This is a genomic window from Pseudomonas salicis (genome assembly GCF_057128705.1).
In genome coordinates, this window is sequence record NZ_JBSKHU010000001.1 from 1,111,602 (window position 1) to 1,130,602 (window position 19,001).

Genomic DNA, 19,001 nt, shown 5'->3' on the forward strand with positions numbered 1-19,001 from the left:
TGACCGAGCCACAAGGCTTCGGAAGGAGTCATGACCATGTCACTCGATCCCATTCTTCTCGTCGGCGGTTCCGGCGTCGTCGGCCGCCAGACTGCTCGCTGGTTGCGCGAACGACGTCCTGAGCTCCCGCTGTTGATCGGCGGCCGTAACCCCGTAACCGCCGCCGAAGTCGCGACGCTTGTGGGCGGCGCACAGCCTGTGGTGGTCGATTCAGCGACATCGGGCCTTGGCTTGGCGCAAGGGCAACGTGTCAGCGCGGTAGTGATGCTGGCACCGGATGACGGGCTTCACGGCCTGAAACTCGCGCAAGGACAGGGCGTTCCGTACCTCACAATCGTCAATGGTGTGGTGGAAGTCGGCCCCGAGCTGGCTTTTTTCGCCCACCACCCAAGCCAGGCGCCGATCATCTTTGCCAGCCACTGGCTGGGCGGCGCGGCCACATTTCTGGCGATAGACGCCGCGCGGCACTTCGACACCGTGACCTCGATCCGGCTCGGTTCGATCATCGATGATCAAGACCTCGCAGGCCCCACCGCGCTGGAAGACATGGAGCGCGTTCACGACACCGCCCCCGCCGCACTGGCCATCGCCGACGGGCGCCGCACCTGGCTGATCAATGAGGCCACCGACGGGACGTTTCGGACCATTGATGGCCGAACACTGGACGCCAAGGCGTTCTCGACCTTCGACACCGCCAGCCTTTACGCCCTCACCGGCGCGCCGGACATTCGCTTCGACCTGGCGACAGGCGCCTCGTCGAGTCGGCTTGGCGGCGGCCGCCCCGGGGCTGAAATCGTGGTCGACGTGGAAGGCGAAAAGGCGGGCCAAGCGCTGCATGCCCGCTCGACCCTATCATTCGAGGAAGGCCTGGCATCGCTGACCGGGCTGTGTGTCGCGTTGCTGCTTTCCCCCGCGTCGGGTCAGAGTGGGCGCCCGCTTCCGACAGCGGGCGTCCTGCTGCCGGAGTTGCTGTGGGAGGCCGACGCGTTTCTGGATCAACTGTCCCGGTCAGGCGTGGTATTGACCCGGCAGGATCCCCGCCCTGCCGGCTGATGCCCGTCAAGGCAGTGATTCATGGGCGAGCGCCTTTCAGGCATTCAGCGTCTGGGTTTGCTGGCGCAACTCATGCCGACGCTCTTCTCGCATCGCCTCCAATTCCGCCGGCGACCGGGCCAGGAATCGAAGCGCAAAGTCATAAGGGTTGGTGCCGTGGTCTTCGACTGCGTTCAGATACGCGGTCTGCGCGTGCTGCTGACGGCGCTCTTCCACATACAGCCCGCCCGGATGCTGACTCAGGCTCGCCAGCTCACGCTGCAGTTTCTCGTTGCGATGGATAAAGATTTCAAGCGCCTTGGCGACGCGTTGATCGTTGAAGGGCATGGGTTTCTCTCCTTGATTTGCCTGCGACCGTATCGGCCGCCTTCCTGAAATGTTGCGCGCAGTTCGTCGCTTTTCCGTTTTCGCGACACAAAACCCGCACACACAAAAAAGGCCAGCGATGCGCTGGCCTTTTTCAATGTTTCGTCTGGCTCCACGACCTGGACTCGAACCAGGGACCCAGTGATTAACAGTCACTTGCTCTACCAACTGAGCTATCGCGGAATGCGAGCTATCTTACTGATTGAAAAAGAGAAGTCAAGCGAGCGGATAAAAAAATCTTCTATTCCACCGCCGTCCAGTGCAACTCCCTTTTCCTACACTTCGTGGCGGAATGGACCTACGACGACTCCGCGAGCAACGCCGTGATCCACGTCACCTGACGCTCAAGCACCTGCACCGTTTCAGCGGGTAAGGCCTGTCTCGCCCGGGCAAGGTTGAGTAATGTCCGCTGTTTGAGACGCATCAGGCGCTGCCACTTCGCCAGAAACGCGGCGCTACGGGCCTGCATCAGCAAGGGACCGAAGAACAGTTCTTCCTCGCGATACGCCACCGGGCCACTCCGTTCCGCCACGATGATTTCGTAGTCGAACCGGTTCTCCCGCAACACCTCTTCGCTGAGAATCCGGTAGTCGTGCTCCATCAACCATCGACGCAGGGGTTGCTCGCCACCGTTGGGTTGCAGGATCAGACGCTCTTCACCGGTCAATCGCGACTGGCCACTCCCCAGAATGTCGCGAATCGTCTCCCCGCCCATGCCGCACAGGCTGACAGCAGTAATCCGGTCGTGGGCTTCGATAGCCTGCAGGCCATCGGCACGGCGCACGATGATCCGTTCGCCGAAATCGTTTTCACGCACCGTACGCGTCGCGGCCTGAAACGGCGTCAACGCCACCTCACCCGCTACGGCGGATTCGATCAGGCCACGACGCATCAGCGCCACCGGCAGATAAGCATGGTCCGAGCCGATATCAGCCAGCCGCGCGCCTGTCGGCACATGCGCCGCCACGCGCTCAAGGCGCTCGGACAATGTCTGTTCGTTCAACGTCGGCCTGCTCCGTCCGCACGACCGGCCCCCCACGAGCCGGATTGGGGCGCGATTGTGTCGGGTGTGACGTTGTATTTCAAATGTACACGCTGGTGACACCGTGAATCAGTCCGCCCCGTCAACGACGTGGATGTTCCTCAACCCTACGCGTGCAGCCTGCTCGACAATCTCGTCAGGCGACGCCTCGCCGTTAGGCATGATCAGGCTGTTTTCAGCGTCGCCGAAATGCAGTTGAAGCAGATGCATCGCGGCTTCATGGACCGGCAGATGGGCCTGTTTGAGCTCGAACCGATGGGTCCGGGCCTCGTCGTTGAAAACATATTGAACCGTGTAAGTACGCATGCATGAGCCCTCGTAAAGAAAGAATCGGCGAACATCCTGACTTAACAGTCAGTTTTTAGTTCAGCCTTATTCCCGACTTTCCACAACTCATCGAGCTTGGTCGTGTAGCTCTGACTCATCATTTCCCGCCGCATCGCCCACCCCGGGTCCTGCGGAACACTGGCGCAGCGCAACGTGCCCCTGCCCCATCGGCCGTTGATGGCATCCAGCACTTCCATCACCTTGGTCGCGGTTGGCGGTTGCGAGGCGGCGAACAGATCGTCGGTAAATTCCCCCGGCTGCCGCAGGTCCATCAGCAACACTTCGGCCTTGCTGTAGCGATACCCTGGCCGAAACAGGCGATTGACCGCTTCGGTCGCCGCCTTGCTCATCAGACGCACATCATTGGTGGGATAGGGCAATTCCACCAGCGCGGCATTGGCGTAGCGAACCTCTTCGGGGTTGAACATGCCCGTGCGGATGCTGACCCGAATCTTCTTGCACAAGGAGTTCTGGGCACGCAGCTTTTCCGCCGCTCGCTGGGTGTAAGCGGCCACGGCCTGCTGGATCGACTCGATGTCGGTGACCCGGTCACCGAACATGCGGCTGCAGCAGATTTCCTGCCGGGGCGCTTCGGTGTCTTCCAGCGCCAGGCATGACGTTCCAGCCAGCTCCCGGGCGGTCTTTTCGATCACCACGCTGAACTTCTGTCGCAGTACCCAGTAATCGGCCCGCGCCAGATCCATGGCCGTATTGATGCCCATCGCGTTCAAATGTGCCTTCATTCGCTTGCCGATGCCCCAGACCTCGCCGACATCGCTATTGCGCAGCACCTTGTCCCTCAACGACGGGTCGCACATGTCGAACACACCTTCGTTACGCCCTACACGCTTCTTGGCAACATGATTCGCCAGCTTGGCCAAGGTCTTGGTGCGCGCGATTCCGATCCCCACTGGCAGGCTGGTGTGCATGAGGATCGTCTTGCGAATCTCTCGACCAAATGCCGTCAGGTCGCCGGGGATGCCGGTCAGGTCGGCAAATGCCTCATCGATGCTATACACCTCAAGGGCGGGCACCTTCGACTCGATGATGGTCATCACCCGCTCGCTCATGTCGCCGTACAGCGCGTAATTGCTGCTGAATGCCACCACCCCGTGACGCCGCAGTTCGTCCCGGATCTTGAAATACGGCGCAGCCATCTGCACGAACGGTTTGGCGTCATAACTGCGCGCGATCACACAGCCGTCGTTGTTCGACAGCACCACAATCGGCGTCTTGACCAGATCGGTGCGAAACACCCGCTCGCAGCTGGCGTAAAAGCTGTTGCAGTCGATCAGCGCGAAAACCGGCTCAGGCTTTGCCATGGGCGCGAATGCTGTGCTTGACGACACCCCAGATCATCAGGTCATCGCTTTCCAGCACGCGGCGAGGCGGATAACTCGGGTTTTCCGACTTCAACATGACGTCCGCCCCGCGCATGTGCAGGCGCTTGCACACGGCTTCGGTATTGAGCGACGCCACCACGATGTCACCGTGTTCGGCGTAAAGGCTTCGGTCGACGATCACCAAGTCGCCGCAGAAAATCCCGGCACCCTGCATGCTGTCGCCTTCGATCCTGACCAGATAGACGTGGGGCGCACGGATGTCGAACAGCTCGTCCAGCGACAGGTGTTTTTCAATGTGATCAGCCGCAGGCGACGGGAATCCCGCAGCGGCATGGGAAGAAAAATAGGGCAAGCGTTCGCCGCCAGCCTTCAACGGACCCAGAACGGTAAGACTCATGATGTGTGCCTTGTTTGAATAACTGTATGCATATACAGTTAACGCCGTGACCGGGCTTTTGGTCAATCTCACGACACAACATTTCGACGGGTGACACATGTGCGGGCGATATTCGATTTACGAGTCGATGGATCACTACCTCAAGGAGCTGGCGCCCACGCAGTCGGTGATCAATGGCTACGACCTCTGGCCCATCGAACGCTACAACGTTGCGCCGACCAGCCGGGTCGAAATCATTCGGGCCACCCATGACGGGCTGAGGGTGGACAAGGTGCGCTGGGGCTGGTCGCCGTCGTGGGCCAAAGGCAAACGGCCCGATCCGTTCAATGCCCGGATCGAAACGGTTTTGGAGGGTACATTCTTCAATACACTGTGGCCGAAACGGCGCGTGCTGGTGCCCGCCAATGGCTGGTTCGAATGGGCGAAAGATGCACAAGACCCGAAAACCAGACAGCCCTTTTTCATCCGGCTGAAAAACTCGGCGCCGCTGTTCTTTGCCGGTCTGGCGGACGTCGAAAAAGGCCCGAACGCCGATGAACGCAGCGGTTTCGTGATCCTTACCACCGCCAGCGACACGGGCATGGCCGCCTTGCACGACAGACGCCCTGTCGTACTGACACCGGAGCATGCACGGGAATGGATCGACCCGGCGACCTCCAGCGAACGGGCCGAACAGCTCGCCCGAGAAGGCTGCCGCTCGACCGACGACCTGACATGGGACGCCGTCAGCAAGGACGTCGGTCGTGCAGACACTCAAGGCCCACACCTGATCCAACCCCTCGATAAATGGCCGCCTGCCTCAAACGACGTCTACAGCCACAGGCGCTACGCCGACCAGCTCGACCTTGTTTTCGATGACGGTGCCCGTGTCATTGGTCGCGAAAATCACACTGCCGTGGCTCAAGCCCTCACGGACGTCACCCTTGAACAGGATTTCGAAGCTGCGCCCCTGCGCATCAACGTCCAACGAGCGAAGTGAGGTCTGATTCCCTGCCGCGTTGACGCTGAGCTTCAAGGTGCCGTGATGGCCGTCGCCCAGACCGCTAAACCCCAGCAGCGACAAGTCGACCAGATCACCGTCGGCGGCGTTGAAGTCAGTGACGACATCGCGATTGCGCACATCGGTGCCATCGACGCGGTAGCTGTCCTCTGCATGGGCAAAAAAGAAGATGTCCGCGCCGCTGCCGCCGGTCAGCGTGTCGCCGTCTTCCCCGCCGTCGATGCGGTCATCGCCGCCCGCACCATTGAGGGTGTCGCGCCCTATGTCACCGAACAGGGTCTCCCGCCCCGCGTCAGTGCCGGTCAAGGTGTCGTCAAAACGATCGCGGGCTTCGAGGTTCCAGAAATTGGCGTTGGTCAGGCTCGTGCGGTAGTCGCCTTGCAGCGCCACCTGAAAATACTTGAGGTCCTCGCCGGGAATGAACGGGTGTTCATAGCTTCTCAGGTAAGTGCGGTCGAGGGTCTCGTTGTAAACCACGTCGACTTTTCCGCCGTACCCCTGCCCGATGCCGTCCAGCCCCAACGTCGTCAGGTCGAGCATGTCATGCGCGGGATCGAAGCCCACGATCAAGTCACTGTGGCCACCCGTGCTGTCGACGTAGCTGTCGCTTTCGGTGACGTACCGAAACGTATCGCTTTGGCTGCCGGCCACCAAACGGTCCTGCCCCTCGCCGCCGACCAGCACGCTGACGCCCTCGCCCGCCGTCAACACGTCGTTGCCCGCATTGCCAAACAGCAGGTTGTTACCGCTGCCGCCCGTGATCGAATCACTCTTCGCCGTACCGTACCAATCGGTTCGTTGGACTGATGAAGTCATCCTGGCTTCCCCTCGATCGATGTGATTGAGGGGGCAAGGGTAGAAAATGACGGGGATATCGCCAGAAGGAATGGACGAATGGTGCCCACGAAACGAAGGCCGACCCAGTACAAACGAGGCTCGCCAGCACTGATTTGATGCCTTCGCAGGGGTATCAAATACGCCCCCTTTCCCTCTACGGCAGGCAGATCACGCGTCTGATGGGGTAACGCGATTCAACTCGGCAGACACCGTGTCCGGCAGCGAAAACATCGCGCCCGTGACCGGATCGATAATGAACAACCCGACCACGCCACCGACCAGGATGTTTCCCCAATACCAACCGTCGATGCCTGAATCCAGCACCTGCGTGCTTGGGGCGTAACCGTCCTTGCGAAACGCCACTTTGTACGTTTCACCGTCGAAATAGCCCGCGCCGGCGTCCAGGGTCACTTGAGCCGGGGTCTGCCCCTGCATCACGCGAAATCCGTTTTGATCAATGATCTCGTAAGACGCGCCCGGCGGGTTCGACTGGATCGACACCGGGTACCGGGATTCGCTGACGATGCTCGCGCAACCGGTGGCGGTTATCGCGGCAACGACGGTCAGGGCGAGTTTTAAAGATGTAGCGAAAGGCATTTGGCAGCTCCAGTGCTCAATGAATGTCGGGCCGGAGTCTAATGGGATCGCGCCAGCTAATCTGCGCGCAAAGCCCCGGAATACGGGGTTCTACGACTAATCCCTACAAATCGGAATCGGCATTTGGGTTACCCCGTGCGAGCGCTTTCTCATCTTGTTGTAGGAATGATGAGTTATCGACTAAAAGGCCCGTTTGAACCGCTGCCCGCTGAGACGGACAGGGCCCGTTTGATCACCACAGGATTTTCGACCGGCCATAGGTCCGCCATACAACTGTCGTCTGACTTATGCGACAATGCGCGCCAATTCCGGTCTGAATCCCGCGTTCAATTCCCCAGCAGCTCTGCCCACCCGCGCAGACGTTGCTGTTTACGTATGCGTGTTGAGTCGACTCCCTCCGTGATCAGCGCGTGACGGGAGCGACCGGCATGGGTCGAACTCTGGTCCAAGACCCAAACCAGTAACCTGTAACTCCTTGATAGGTAAACGCTTTGATTTCCACAGCTAACATCACGATGCAGTTCGGCGCCAAGCCGCTGTTCGAGAACGTTTCGGTCAAATTCAACAACGGCAATCGCTATGGCCTCATCGGCGCCAACGGCTGTGGCAAATCCACGTTCATGAAGATCCTCGGTGGCGATCTGGACCCGTCGGGCGGTCAGGTGATGCTTGAGCCGAACGTGCGTCTGGGTAAATTGCGTCAGGATCAGTTTGCCTATGAAGAATTCACGGTCATCGACACCGTGATCATGGGTCACGAGGAGCTGTGGAAGGTCAAGGCCGAGCGCGACCGCATTTATTCGCTGCCGGAAATGAGCGAAGAGGACGGCATGGCTGTGGCCGAGCTGGAAACCGAGTTCGCCGAGATGGATGGCTACACCGCCGAATCCCGTGCCGGTGAGTTGCTGTTGGGTCTGGGCATTCCGCTGGAGCAGCACTTCGGCCCGATGACCGAAGTCGCGCCGGGCTGGAAACTGCGGGTGTTGCTGGCGCAGGCGCTGTTCTCCAATCCTGAAGTGCTGTTGCTCGACGAACCAACCAACCACCTGGACATCAACACGATCCGCTGGCTGGAAACGATTCTGACGGCGCGTAACAGCACCATGATCATCATTTCCCACGACCGTCACTTCCTGAACAGCGTGTGCACCCACATGGCTGACCTGGATTACGGTGAGCTGCGTCTGTTCCCGGGCAACTACGACGAGTACATGACCGCGGCGACCCAGTCCCGCGAGCAGTTGCTGTCGGACAACGCCAAGAAGAAAGCCCAGATCGCCGAACTGCAGACCTTCGTCAGCCGCTTCTCGGCCAACGCCTCGAAAGCCAAGCAGGCCACCTCCCGCGCCAAGCAGATCGACAAGATCCAGCTGGCCGAGGTCAAGCCGTCGAGCCGAGTCAGCCCGTTCATCCGTTTCGAGCAGACCAAAAAGCTGCACCGTCAGGCCGTGACCATCGAGCACATGTCCAAGGGCTTCGACGGCAAGACGCTGTTCAAGAACTTCAGCTTCACCGTCGAAGCCGGCGAGCGCGTCGCGATCATCGGTCCGAACGGTATCGGCAAGACCACCCTGCTGCGCACGCTGATGGGTGAGCTGACCCCGGACGCCGGTTCGGTGAAGTGGACTGAAAGTGCTGAGTTGGGCTACTACGCGCAGGACCACGCCCATGACTTCGAAGACGATGTCAGCCTGTTCGACTGGATGGGTCAGTGGACGTCGGGCGAGCAGATCATCCGTGGCACCCTGGGCCGGATGCTGTTCTCCAACGACGAGATCCTCAAGTCGGTCAAGGTCATATCCGGTGGTGAGCAAGGCCGCATGCTGTTCGGCAAGCTGATTCTGCAAAAGCCGAACGTACTGGTGATGGACGAACCGACCAACCACCTGGACATGGAATCCATCGAAGCGCTCAACCTGGCGCTGGAGAACTACCCGGGCACGTTGGTGTTCGTCAGCCACGACCGCGAGTTCGTGTCCTCCCTGGCCACGCGCATCATCGAGCTGAGCCCGAACGGCGTGACCGACTTCAGCGGCACGTACGACGATTACCTGCGCAGTCAGGGCGTCGTGTTCTAAACTGCCCAGCGTGATCAAAAGCCCTGTCCACGTGACAGGGCTTTTTTGTGGGCGGCAAAAATCCCGAGGAAGACGCCGTTACCTCTGACGTCTCCTACAGGGTTGATGGGGAGAACAGACAGGCCGTGCCCAACGTTATTTCTGCGCCACCTGAGGACTCTCGGTGGCATCCCAACCGCCGCCCAGTGCCTTGTAGATCGCCACGATTCCTCGGTACTGATCGGTTTCGCCCTGGGCCTGTGCGTCTTCGGCCGTCAGCCGTTCGCGTTGCGCGTCGAGCAGCACCAGGTAATCGGCGGTGCCTTCGCGGTACTGGATCGCGGCGAGGTCAGCGGCCTTGCGGCTCGACTCGCTCTGACGGACCAGTGACAGCAACCGCTGCTGGCGCTTGCTGTAATCGCTGAAGGCGTTGTCCGACTCTTCCAGCGCGAGCAATACGGTCTGCTCATAGGTGGCCATCGCGCCCTCCGCGTTGGCCTTGGCCCCGCGCAGGCGCGCCCGAACGCTGCCCAGGTCGAACGCCGCCCAGCTGATTTGCGGCCCCAACCCCCACGCTTGCGCCGCCGACGACCCGATCTGTGAACCACGGGCCGCCGTGAACCCGAGGAAGCCGCTCAGGCTCACCCGGGGAAACAGATCCGCCGTGGCCACGCCGACGTTGGCCGTGGCCGCTGCCAGTTGCCGCTCGGCGCTGCGCACATCACTGCGCCGTTGCAGCAGTTGAGCAGGGTCGCCAATGGGCAGGTTCTTCGAGATGGCGGGCAGGTCTTTCGGCTGCAAGTCGACGCTCAACTGATCAGGCCGTTCGCCCAGCAAGGTCGCGATGCGATTGCGCTGATGCACTTGTTCGGCCTGCAACGCGGGAATCGTCGCTTCCACTGCCGCCAGTCGTGCGTCGGCGCGGACCACATCGATTTCGTTGCCCAGGCCTTCGTCTCGCAACTGCGCCGTCACGCCTCGGGAATCCTGCTGGTTTTTCAGATTGTCCCGGGCGATGCGCTCACGCAGTTGCGCGCCTCTCAGTTGACCGTAAGCGTCGGCCAGTTCGGCGATCATGCTCACTTTCAGCTGTTCGAGGTCGGCCAGCGCCGCGTCCTGTTGCGCTGTGCTGGCTTCCAGTTCGCGCTGGATGCGCCCGAACAGGTCGATTTCCCAGGCCATGTCCAGGCCCAGATCGTACCGCTCGATGTTGACGCGGTGCTCGGTCTGGCCCGGCACTTGCGCCCGGCCGAGGTCGCTGCTGGCATGGCTGGTGACCACCGGCAGCGCGTCATTGCTGATGTCGTCGCGAATTGCTCGGGCCGATTTCCAGCGGGCAAAGGCCACGCGCAAATCCCGGTTACCTTGCAGCGAACGACTGACCAGTTGATTAAGGGTCGGGTCGTCGAATTGCTGCCACCAGACGCTTTCGAAATGGCTACGGTCGTACTGGCCGACTTGCGCAGACGTCACGTTGGCCGCCGCCGTTTCAGGCGTCTTGTAATCCGGGCCGACCGCACAGGCTGCCAGCGCCAGCACCAACAGGCTCGGCATGAACAGTTTCAAGGTTTTCATCAATGGGCCTCCGGTTTCAGCGAGCGCACGGCATGAGACCGGGCCGCCTTGCGCGCTTTGCCGCGCTCGACGAAGTTACGAATCAGGACGAAGAACACCGGGGTCAGCAGCAGCCCGAAGAAGGTCACGCCGAGCATGCCGGAGAACACCGCAACGCCCATGGCATGGCGCATTTCCGAACCCGCGCCCGTGGAGGTCACCAGCGGAATAACGCCCATGATGAACGCGAACGAGGTCATCAGAATCGGCCGCAGACGCATGCGGCAGGCTTCCAGCACCGCGTCCAGCGGCGACAGCCCTTCATCCTGTTTGTCCTTGGCGAACTCGACGATGAGGATCGCGTTTTTACACGCCAGGCCGACGAGTACGATCAGGCCAATCTGCGTGAAGATGTTGTTGTCGCTGCCGGCGATGATCACCCCGGCAATGGCCGACAGCAGCGTCATGGGCACGATCAAAATCACTGCCAGCGGCAGGCTCCAGCTTTCGTATTGAGCGGCCAGCACAAGGAACGCCAGCAGCACGCAGAGCGGGAAGACGAACAGCGCGGTGTTGCCCGAGAGGATTTGCTGATAGGTCAGGTCGGTCCACTCGTAGGTCATGCCGTGGGGCAGTTCCTCGGCCAACAGTTTTTCCATCGCCGCCTGGGCCTGGCCCGAGCTGTAACCCGGTGCGGGACCGCCGTTGATTTCGGCGGTGATAAAGCCGTTGTAGTGCATCACGCGGTCCGGGCCGGACACGTCGCTGACCTTGACGAAGGTCGCCAGCGGGATCATCTCGCCCTTCTCATTGCGCACCTTCAGCTGGCCAATTTGCTCAGGGTCCTGACGGAATTGTTGTTCGCCCTGAACGTTGACCTGATAGGTGCGGCCAAAGCGGTTGAAGTCGTTGGCGTACAGCGAACCGAGGTACACCTGCAGCGTGTCGAAAATGTCGCTGATCGCCACGCCATGGGTCTTGGCTTTTTCCCGGTCAATGGCGGCGTCCACTTGGGGCACGTTCACGGTGTAGCTGGTGAACAGGTTGGCCAGTTCCGGGATGCTGCGGCTCTTGCCGATGATGTTCATCGTCTCTTTGTAGAGCTCTTCGTAGCCCAGGTTACCCCGGTCTTCGATTTGCAGGCGGAACCCGCCAATCGTGCCGAGGCCCATGACTGGCGGCGGTGGGAACACGGCCGTGTAGGCTTCCTGAATCCCGGCGAATTTGTGGTTCAGGGAGCCGGCGATGGCGCCCGCGGACATGCTTGCGTCTTTACGCTCGTCGAACGCGCTCAGGCCGATGAACACCACGCCGTTGTTGGGGCTGTTGGTGAAACCGTTGATCGACAGGCCGGGGAACGCCACCGCGCTGTCAAAGCCCGGTTCCTTCATGGCGATGTCGCCCATGCGCTTAATCACGTCTTCGGTGCGATCAAGGCTCGCGGCGTCCGGCAGCTGGGCGAAGGTCACCAGGTATTTCTTGTCCTGGGTCGGCACGAAACCGGTCGGCGTCGTGGAAAAACCGAGGTAGGTCAGCGCGATCAGCCCTGCATACACCACCAGCGCGACGCCACTCAGGCGCACCACGCGTTTGACGGTGCCGACGTAGCCGTGGCTGGCCTTTTCGAAGACCCGGTTGAATGGCCGGAACAGCCAGCCGAACAGCGAGTCCAGCACCCGCGAGAAGCGGTCCTTCGGCGCGTCGTGGCTTTTGAGCAACACGGCGGCCAACGCAGGCGACAGGGTCAAAGAGTTGAAAGCCGAGATCACCGTCGAGATGGCGATGGTCAGCGCGAACTGCTTGTAGAACTGCCCCGTCAGGCCGGAAATGAACGCTGCCGGGACGAACACCGCGCACAGCACCAGCGCCGTGGCGATGATCGGGCCGGTCACTTCGCCCATGGCCTTTTTGGTCGCAGACACTGGGTCCAGACCGAGTTCGATGTTTCGCTCGACGTTCTCCACCACCACGATGGCGTCGTCCACCACGATGCCAATGGCGAGGACCAGCCCGAACAGCGACAGTGCATTGAGCGAGAAGCCGAAGGTGTGCATCACGGCGAAGGTGCCGATCAGCGACACCGGCACGGCCACCAGCGGAATGATCGAGGCGCGCCAGGTTTGCAGAAACAGGATCACCACCAGCACGACCAGAATCAGCGCTTCGAACAGGGTGTGCACCACCGCTTCGATGGAGCTGCGCACGAAGATCGTCGGGTCATAGACGATGCTGTAGTCCATGCCTTCGGGGAAACTTTTCTTCAGCTCGGCCATCTTCGCGCGAACCTGATTCGACACATCGATGGCGTTGGAGCCGGGGCGCTGGAAGATCGGCATTGCCACTGCCTGTTCGTTATTCAAGCGGGAACGCAGCGCGTAGGCACTGGAGCCCAGCTCGACCCGGGCGATGTCTTTCAGGCGTGTGATTTCGCCATTGGCACCGGCGCGGATCACCACGTTCTCGAACTCTTCCTCGGTGACCAGACGGCCTTGGGTGTTGATCGACATCTGAAAGCTGGTGGCGCTCGGCGACGGCGGCGCGCCCAGTTGTCCGGCCGCGACCTGACGGTTCTGCTCACGAATCGCGTTGACCACGTCGGTGGCAGTCAAGTTGCGCGAGGCGGTCTTGTTCGGGTCCAGCCAGACCCGCAGCGAATACTCGCCGAGACCCCAGACCTGCGCATCCCCTACCCCGTTCAACCGCGCCAGTTCGTCCTTGACGTTCAGCGTCGCGTAGTTGGACAGGTACAGCATGTCGTAGCGTTTGTCCGGCGACGTCAGGTGCACCAACAACGTCAGCTCCGGGGATGCCTTGTCCACCGTGATGCCGATGCGGGTTACCTCTTCCGGCAGTTTCGGCTCGGTGCGGGTCACGCGGTTCTGCACCTGCACCTGCGCGTTGTCCAGGTCGGTGCCCAGCGCAAAGGTGATGGTCAGGGTCAGCTTGCCGTCCGCCGTGGATTGCGAGGACATGTACAGCATGTTCTCGACGCCGGTGATCGCCTGCTCCAGCGGTGCGGCGACGGTTTCACCGATGACCTTGGGGTTCGCGCCGGGGAAGTTGGCTTTGACCACCACAGTGGGCGGCACGACTTCGGGGTATTCGCTGATGGGTAACTGGAACAGCGAGATGGCGCCCGCGATCAGGATCAGCAGCGACAACACCGCTGCGAAGATCGGGCGCTGAATAAAGAACTGGGAGAATTTCATCGTCGTCGGCCTTTATCCGCGTGGGCCGGAAGCGCTGGCGATTTTCGCTGGCGCTGCGGATTTGGCCGAGGGCTGATTGCTCGCTTCCAGGGCCTGGCGTTGTTGCGCAAGGGCGGCGAGGGTTTCGTCACTGGCCATCGGGCGGTCCTGAGGGTCGATGGGCGAACCCGGACGAACACGCTGTAAGCCGTTGACGATGATGCGGTCGTCTTTCCCCAGACCGCTGCGCACGATGCGCAACCCTTCCAGCTTCGGGCCCAGCTCGACGCTGCGATAGGTCGCCTTGTTGTCCTTGTCGACCACGAGCACGAATTTCTTGCCAAGGTCAGTACCGACCGCCTCGTCTTTGATCAGCGTCGCGGCGTAGGTCCCGCTGCCGACCAGCTTCAGACGTGCATACAGGCCGGGGGTGTAGCGCCCGTCGGCGTTGTCGAACACGGCGCGACCGCGAATGGTGCCGGTGCGCGGGTTGACCTGGTTGTCGACGAAATTCATCTGGCCGAGGTGTTTGTTGTCCGCTTCGTTGGACAGGCCCATGTACACCGGCGTCGAGGCACCGCGCTTGCCGTCGCGGGAGAGCTGGTTGTATTTGAGGAACACGCGCTCGTCGGCGTCGAAATAGGCGTAGACCTTGTCGGTAGAGACCAGGCGGGTGAGGATGCTTTGGTCGGCCGTCACCAGGTTACCGGCGGTGATCTCGGCGCGGCTGACACGGCCGGTGATCGGCGCAGCGACATGGGTGAAACTAAGATTGAGACGCGCCAGGTCCAGCTGCGCCTGGGTTGCCGCCACAGCGGCCCGGGCCTCTTGCGCGGTGGTGGTGCGCGACTCGGCGATCTCGGCGGAAATCGCGTTGTTGGTGCGCAACCGCTCGCCGCGCTGGGCTTCGGCGTCCGTACGCACGACGGTGGCTTTCACCTGTTGCAACTGCGCTTCAAGGCGATGCACTTCGGCTTCGAACGGACGCGGGTCGATCTGGAACAACAGATCGCCCTTCTTCACCAATGCCCCATCGACGAACGCCACGGAATCGATCTGCCCGGAGACCCTCGGCCGCACTTCGACGGTTTCGGGGGCTTCGAGACGGGCGGTCACTTCGTCCCATTCGATCACCGGTTGCTGCAGCACGTTGGCGACATCCACCTTGGGCGCACTCGGCGCCTGGGCTGTGGCCGCGGGGCCTTTGTCGCAGGCGCTGAGTAATACGAGCGCCAGTCCGGCAAGGGGATAACGAAAACGGGTCAATGGCTGTTGCATGGGAAAATCCGCCGAAGGTTATAAGAATTGCCGCGGAGTGTGTGGGACGCCACACCGGTCCACGAATTGAATGGATTCAATGTTGATATCAACTCAAATGATAGTTGCAATATTAATTGAAGAAACGGGATGAGACGCTCTGCCACGGGGCTTACAGACGATTCAAGAACAAGGGCCTGACACGCGGGTGGACGACCCGTCGCTGAGAAACAGGCCGATTCGCGAACGCAGCCACCGTTCGGATTCGTCATTGTCCTTGGCCGTGGTCCAGACCATGTGCAGCGGGAAATCAGCCAGTTGCACCGGCAACGGCTGGCTGCGTAACCGACCACTTGCGGTCAGCACATCGGCTGCGTATTCCGGCACGGCCGCCACCAGATCAGTGTCTTCCAGCAGCGCGCCAAGGCTGTTGAAATGCGGCACCGCGAGGACCACTCTGCGCTGACGCCCGATCAGACGCAGCGCCTCATCAACAAACCCCACCGTGCCGCCACCGAACGACACGAGGGCGTGTGGCCGTTGGCAAAAATCATCCAGGCTCAAGTCGCCAGGCACGTCATCACCGCGCAATAGCACGATGCGGGTGCTGAGCAAGGTCCGACGTTTGGCGTTGGCCGGCAGCTCAGTCGTAAAGCCCACGCCCACGGTCACCTCGCCGCTGGCGAGCAACCTCGGCATTTGCAGATAACTGGCACGGCGAACCACCAGCGACACCCCCGGCGCTTCCGCCCGGATACGCTTGAGCATCGACGGCAGCAAGGCAAATTCAACGTCGTCGTTCAAACCGATGCGAAACACCCGGTCGCTGGTGGCGGCATCAAACGCCTTCGGCCGCTTGACCGCCATGGCGATGGATTCGAGCGCGGGGCCAAGCAGCAACGCAATTTCCTGCGCCCTCGGCGTTGGCTCCATGAAACGACCGGCACGCTGGAACAGCGGGTCGTTGAACAGCAGCCGCAATCGGCCGAGCGCAGAACTCACGGCGGGCTGGCCGAGGTACATGCTTTCAGCGGCCAGACTCACGCTCCGGGCTTTCATTAACGCTTCAAAGATCAACAACAGATTGAGGTTGATATGGCGCAGGTCGCTGCGATTCATGGGGGAGAAACCTGCTTTAAATTACATGTGTAATACTTACAAATTCCAGGTTGCCAAGTCAAAGGTTAAAAGCGGTGTTCGGGGTGCGGGATGATCAAAGGCAGGCGCTGACGAATGCCTGACACGCCGCAAAACCCTGTGGGAGCCAATTCATTCGCGATGCGTTGTGACAGTCGGCACACTTTTGTTGCCTGAACCATTTTTCGCGAATGAATTCGCTCCCACAGGTTGCGAGGCGTGGCGGCCTACGGCAAATCCGCCAGACATAAAAAAACGCGCCAGGGATCACCCATGGCGCGTTTTTTCGATCAAAAGCCCTGACTCAGTAGCTCAACAACACTTCGGCCCTGCCTTGCCGCCATAACGCGCATCCTGGCGTTCCCGAAAGAACACTTCGTACGACATCACCGGCTGGTCCGGGTGGGTCTTCTGCATGTGCTCGACGTAATTGTCGTAGTCAGGCATGCCCACCATCAGGCGGGCGGCCTGCCCGAGGTATTTGCCGAGGCGACTCAGGTCATTGAACATCAGTGCGCTTCCGGCATCGCCTGGAACGGCGCTTCCTTGTCGCTGCGCTCTTTCTTGACCCACGCCGCACGGCCCACTTTCACGGCGTAGAACAGAATGCTCAGCACCACGAACAGGAACAATGTGGTCAGCGCTGCGTTAGTGTACGCGTTGAAGATCACGTGCTGCATCTGATCAACGGTCTTCGCCGGAGCGATGACCTGGCCAGCCTCAGCCGCTGCACTGTATTTCTTGGCCAGGGCCAGGAAGCCAACAGCCGGGCTCGGGTCGAACAGCTTGATGAAGCCTGCGGTCACGGTGCAGATCAACAGCCAGGACGCTGGCAGGATCGTCACCCACACGTACTGCTGACGCTTCATTTTGATCAGCACGACGGTCGCCAGCATCAGCGCAATCCCGGCCAGCATCTGGTTGGAGATGCCGAACAGCGGCCACAGGGTGTTGATGCCGCCCAGTGGATCGATCACGCCCTGATACAGCAGGTAACCCCACAACGCCACGCAGCCGCCGGTGCCAATCACGTTGGCGGTCCAGGATTCGGTGCGTTTCAGTGCAGGGACGAAGCTGCCCAGCAAGTCTTGCAGCATGAAGCGACCGGCGCGGGTACCGGCATCGACAGCGGTCAGGATGAACAGCGCTTCGAACAGGATCGCGAAGTGGTACCAGAACGCCATAGTGTTCTGGCCTGGCAGTACTTGGTGCAGGATTTGCGCGATACCCACGGCCAACGTTGGCGCACCACCGGCGCGAGCCAGTACGGTGTTTTCGCCGATGTCTTTGGCCACAGCGGTCAACGCTTCAGGGGTGATGGCAAAGCCCCAACCCGTGATGGTTTGAGCGACCGCAACCACGTCGCCGCCGACCACTGCCGCCGGGCTGTTCATGGCGAAGTACACGCCTGGGTCGATGACCGAAGCCGCGACCATCGCCATGATAGCGACGAAGGATTCCATCAGCATGCCGCCGTAACCGATGTAACGGGCGTTCTTCTCGTTATCCAGCAGTTTCGGCGTGGTGCCCGAGGAGATCAGCGCGTGGAAACCCGACACCGCACCGCAGGCGATGGTGATGAACAGGAACGGGAACAGCGCGCCTTTCCAGACCGGACCGGTGCCGTCGGTGAACTGAGTCAGGGCTGGCATTTTCAGCTCAGGCGCAAGAATCAGGATGCCGATCGCCAGGGCGACGATGGTGCCGATTTTCAAGAAGGTCGACAGGTAGTCACGTGGCGCGAGCAGCAGCCAGACCGGCAGCATCGCGGCAACGAAGCCGTAGCCCACCAGCATCCAGGTGATCTGCACGCCAGTGAAGGTGAAGACGTGTGCCCACTCAGGGCTCGCAGCCACCTGGCCACCGGCCCAGATCGACAGCAGCAACAGCACGACGCCGATGATGGAGATCTCGCCAATGCGGCCCGGACGGACATAGCGCATGTACACGCCCATGAACATCGCGATCGGGATGGTCGCCAACACGGTGAACATGCCCCACGGGCTTTCAGCCAGGGCCTTCACCACGATCAGCGCCAGCACCGCGAGGATGATGATCATGATCAGGAAGCAGCCGAACAAGGCGATGGTGCCGGGAACGCGGCCCATTTCCTCGCGGACCATGTCGCCCAGCGACCGACCGTTACGGCGAGTGGACAGGAACAGGATCATGAAATCCTGCACCGCACCGGCCAGGACCACACCGGCGATCAGCCAGAGCGTGCCCGGCAGATAGCCCATTTGCGCGGCGAGCACCGGGCCGACCAGCGGACCTGCGCCGGCGATGGCGGCAAAGTGGTGACCGAAGAGAATGTGTTTGTTGGTCGGAACGTAGTCCAGGCCGTCATTGTTGATCACCGCCGGGGTGGCCCGGGTCGGATCGAGTTGCATGACGTGATTGGCGATGAACAGGCTGTAGTAGCGGTACGCAACCAGATAAATGGCGACGGCGGCGACGACGATCCAGAGTGCGTTGATGGCTTCGCCGCGGCGCAGCGCGACGACACCCAAGGCGCAGGCCCCAAGGGCTGCAACGGCGAACCAACCCAGATGTTTGGTCAGTCGGGTCATTGTGGGTCTCCTGCCGAAGCTCATGGCTTGCGGCGTAATTGTTATTGTGTGGTCCGGGGTAACGGAGCGTTGCCACTATCCGCGCAGTTGTCAGCAAGAGAAATTCGTACTACTACGGTTTCGTCTGCGTAGTTCTACGCAGAGGCCAGTTCGCTACGCGTTTGTGATTCTGGCCGCAGGCCGTGGGAGCTGGCTTGCCTGCGATCTGACGCGCAGCGGCAGCCAAACCAGAGAATGGGTTGTCTCAGGCAGACCGCATGCACAGGGTTTGCTGCC

General features: G+C 61.1%; 15 protein-coding genes, 1 tRNA gene and 1 pseudogene. 3 read left to right on the forward strand and 14 right to left on the reverse strand.

What is annotated here, in order from left to right:
* Positions 1 to 36: 36 nt before the first annotated feature.
* A complete protein-coding gene (locus tag ACWKWE_RS05115) occupies positions 37 to 1,053 on the forward strand; it encodes a hypothetical protein (RefSeq protein ID WP_483849862.1) in 1,017 nt (338 codons plus the stop codon).
* A gap of 36 nt (positions 1,054 to 1,089) precedes the next feature.
* On the opposite strand, the gene ACWKWE_RS05120 is transcribed toward ACWKWE_RS05115, so the two are convergent.
* From ACWKWE_RS05120 to ACWKWE_RS05145, 6 genes are all read right to left on the reverse strand, one after another.
* On the reverse strand, positions 1,090 to 1,380 hold the full coding sequence (locus tag ACWKWE_RS05120) for a DUF6388 family protein (RefSeq protein ID WP_166598652.1): 291 nt from the start codon (positions 1,378 to 1,380) through the stop codon (positions 1,090 to 1,092).
* Between the two features lie 146 nt (positions 1,381 to 1,526).
* Positions 1,527 to 1,602, reverse strand: a tRNA-Asn gene (locus tag ACWKWE_RS05125).
* Positions 1,603 to 1,717: 115 nt separating this feature from the next.
* Positions 1,718 to 2,422, reverse strand: coding sequence for a tRNA (adenine(22)-N(1))-methyltransferase (locus ACWKWE_RS05130; RefSeq protein ID WP_483849863.1), 705 nt, complete (start codon positions 2,420 to 2,422; stop codon positions 1,718 to 1,720).
* A 108-nt stretch (positions 2,423 to 2,530) separates the two neighbouring features.
* Complete coding sequence (locus ACWKWE_RS05135) at positions 2,531 to 2,767, reverse strand: hypothetical protein (RefSeq protein WP_483849864.1); 237 nt, start codon at positions 2,765 to 2,767, stop codon at positions 2,531 to 2,533.
* 41 nt (positions 2,768 to 2,808) lie between these two features.
* Positions 2,809 to 4,110, reverse strand: a complete 1,302-nt coding sequence (umuC, locus tag ACWKWE_RS05140) for a translesion error-prone DNA polymerase V subunit UmuC (protein WP_483849865.1) — start codon at positions 4,108 to 4,110, stop codon at positions 2,809 to 2,811.
* Positions 4,097 to 4,528 (reverse strand): LexA family protein, encoded by a 432-nt coding sequence (locus ACWKWE_RS05145; protein WP_341958256.1) that lies wholly within the window; start codon positions 4,526 to 4,528, stop codon positions 4,097 to 4,099. Before ACWKWE_RS05145 ends, umuC begins: the two co-directional genes overlap by 14 nt.
* 97 nt (positions 4,529 to 4,625) lie before the next feature.
* On the opposite strand from ACWKWE_RS05145, the pseudogene ACWKWE_RS05150 reads away from it, so the two are divergent.
* Positions 4,626 to 5,312, forward strand: a pseudogene (locus ACWKWE_RS05150) (SOS response-associated peptidase); the annotation flags it as partial.
* A 15-nt stretch (positions 5,313 to 5,327) separates the two neighbouring features.
* Here the strand turns inward: ACWKWE_RS05150 and ACWKWE_RS05155 are convergent.
* Together ACWKWE_RS05155 and ACWKWE_RS05160 are read right to left on the reverse strand one after the other, a co-directional pair.
* Positions 5,328 to 6,344, reverse strand: a complete 1,017-nt coding sequence (locus tag ACWKWE_RS05155) for a calcium-binding protein (RefSeq protein WP_483849866.1) — start codon at positions 6,342 to 6,344, stop codon at positions 5,328 to 5,330.
* Positions 6,345 to 6,533: 189 nt separating this feature from the next.
* Positions 6,534 to 6,962, reverse strand: a complete 429-nt coding sequence (locus ACWKWE_RS05160) for a hypothetical protein (RefSeq protein WP_483849867.1) — start codon at positions 6,960 to 6,962, stop codon at positions 6,534 to 6,536.
* Positions 6,963 to 7,453: 491 nt separating this feature from the next.
* Here ACWKWE_RS05160 and ACWKWE_RS05165 point away from each other — a divergent pair, with 491 nt between their 5' ends.
* Positions 7,454 to 9,040, forward strand: coding sequence for an ABC-F family ATPase (locus tag ACWKWE_RS05165; protein WP_166598646.1), 1,587 nt, complete (start codon positions 7,454 to 7,456; stop codon positions 9,038 to 9,040).
* A gap of 135 nt (positions 9,041 to 9,175) precedes the next feature.
* On the opposite strand, the gene ACWKWE_RS05170 is transcribed toward ACWKWE_RS05165, so the two are convergent.
* From ACWKWE_RS05170 to ACWKWE_RS05195, 6 genes are all read right to left on the reverse strand, one after another.
* On the reverse strand, positions 9,176 to 10,594 hold the full coding sequence (locus ACWKWE_RS05170) for an efflux transporter outer membrane subunit (protein WP_483849868.1): 1,419 nt from the start codon (positions 10,592 to 10,594) through the stop codon (positions 9,176 to 9,178).
* Entirely contained in the window at positions 10,594 to 13,782 is a 3,189-nt protein-coding gene (locus tag ACWKWE_RS05175) for an efflux RND transporter permease subunit (RefSeq protein ID WP_483849869.1), read from the reverse strand. Before ACWKWE_RS05175 ends, ACWKWE_RS05170 begins: the two co-directional genes overlap by 1 nt.
* 12 nt (positions 13,783 to 13,794) lie before the next feature.
* Positions 13,795 to 15,039, reverse strand: coding sequence for a multidrug efflux RND transporter periplasmic adaptor subunit MexE (gene mexE, locus ACWKWE_RS05180; protein WP_483849870.1), 1,245 nt, complete (start codon positions 15,037 to 15,039; stop codon positions 13,795 to 13,797).
* 162 nt (positions 15,040 to 15,201) lie between these two features.
* Positions 15,202 to 16,137, reverse strand: coding sequence for a LysR family transcriptional regulator (locus ACWKWE_RS05185; protein ID WP_483849871.1), 936 nt, complete (start codon positions 16,135 to 16,137; stop codon positions 15,202 to 15,204).
* Positions 16,138 to 16,467: 330 nt separating this feature from the next.
* The gene (locus ACWKWE_RS05190) at positions 16,468 to 16,665 is read right to left on the reverse strand and encodes a YbdD/YjiX family protein (protein ID WP_166598714.1); all 198 of its coding nucleotides are present in this window, start codon (positions 16,663 to 16,665) and stop codon (positions 16,468 to 16,470) included.
* Positions 16,665 to 18,725: a carbon starvation CstA family protein gene (locus ACWKWE_RS05195; protein WP_483849872.1), complete on the reverse strand. Its 2,061-nt coding sequence runs from the start codon at positions 18,723 to 18,725 to the stop codon at positions 16,665 to 16,667. Before ACWKWE_RS05195 ends, ACWKWE_RS05190 begins: the two co-directional genes overlap by 1 nt.
* Between the last annotated feature and the right edge of the window lie 276 nt (positions 18,726 to 19,001).

What these genes read in the sequence shown, in the direction of transcription:
- ACWKWE_RS05195 (WP_483849872.1), bottom strand. Translation starts at nt 18,725, where the DNA reads ATGACCCGACTGACCAAACATCTGGGTTGGTTCGCCGTTGCAGCCCTT.
- ACWKWE_RS05135 (WP_483849864.1), bottom strand. Translation starts at nt 2,767, where the DNA reads ATGCGTACTTACACGGTTCAATATGTTTTCAACGACGAGGCCCGGACC.
- ACWKWE_RS05145 (WP_341958256.1), bottom strand. Translation starts at nt 4,528, where the DNA reads ATGAGTCTTACCGTTCTGGGTCCGTTGAAGGCTGGCGGCGAACGCTTG.
- ACWKWE_RS05120 (WP_166598652.1), bottom strand. Translation starts at nt 1,380, where the DNA reads ATGCCCTTCAACGATCAACGCGTCGCCAAGGCGCTTGAAATCTTTATC.
- ACWKWE_RS05155 (WP_483849866.1), bottom strand. Translation starts at nt 6,344, where the DNA reads ATGACTTCATCAGTCCAACGAACCGATTGGTACGGTACGGCGAAGAGT.
- ACWKWE_RS05175 (WP_483849869.1), bottom strand. Translation starts at nt 13,782, where the DNA reads ATGAAATTCTCCCAGTTCTTTATTCAGCGCCCGATCTTCGCAGCGGTG.
- mexE (WP_483849870.1), bottom strand. Translation starts at nt 15,039, where the DNA reads ATGCAACAGCCATTGACCCGTTTTCGTTATCCCCTTGCCGGACTGGCG.
- ACWKWE_RS05185 (WP_483849871.1), bottom strand. Translation starts at nt 16,137, where the DNA reads ATGAATCGCAGCGACCTGCGCCATATCAACCTCAATCTGTTGTTGATC.
- ACWKWE_RS05190 (WP_166598714.1), bottom strand. Translation starts at nt 16,665, where the DNA reads ATGTTCAATGACCTGAGTCGCCTCGGCAAATACCTCGGGCAGGCCGCC.
- ACWKWE_RS05170 (WP_483849868.1), bottom strand. Translation starts at nt 10,594, where the DNA reads ATGAAAACCTTGAAACTGTTCATGCCGAGCCTGTTGGTGCTGGCGCTG.
- ACWKWE_RS05160 (WP_483849867.1), bottom strand. Translation starts at nt 6,962, where the DNA reads ATGCCTTTCGCTACATCTTTAAAACTCGCCCTGACCGTCGTTGCCGCG.
- ACWKWE_RS05115 (WP_483849862.1), top strand. Translation starts at nt 37, where the DNA reads ATGTCACTCGATCCCATTCTTCTCGTCGGCGGTTCCGGCGTCGTCGGC.
- umuC (WP_483849865.1), bottom strand. Translation starts at nt 4,110, where the DNA reads ATGGCAAAGCCTGAGCCGGTTTTCGCGCTGATCGACTGCAACAGCTTT.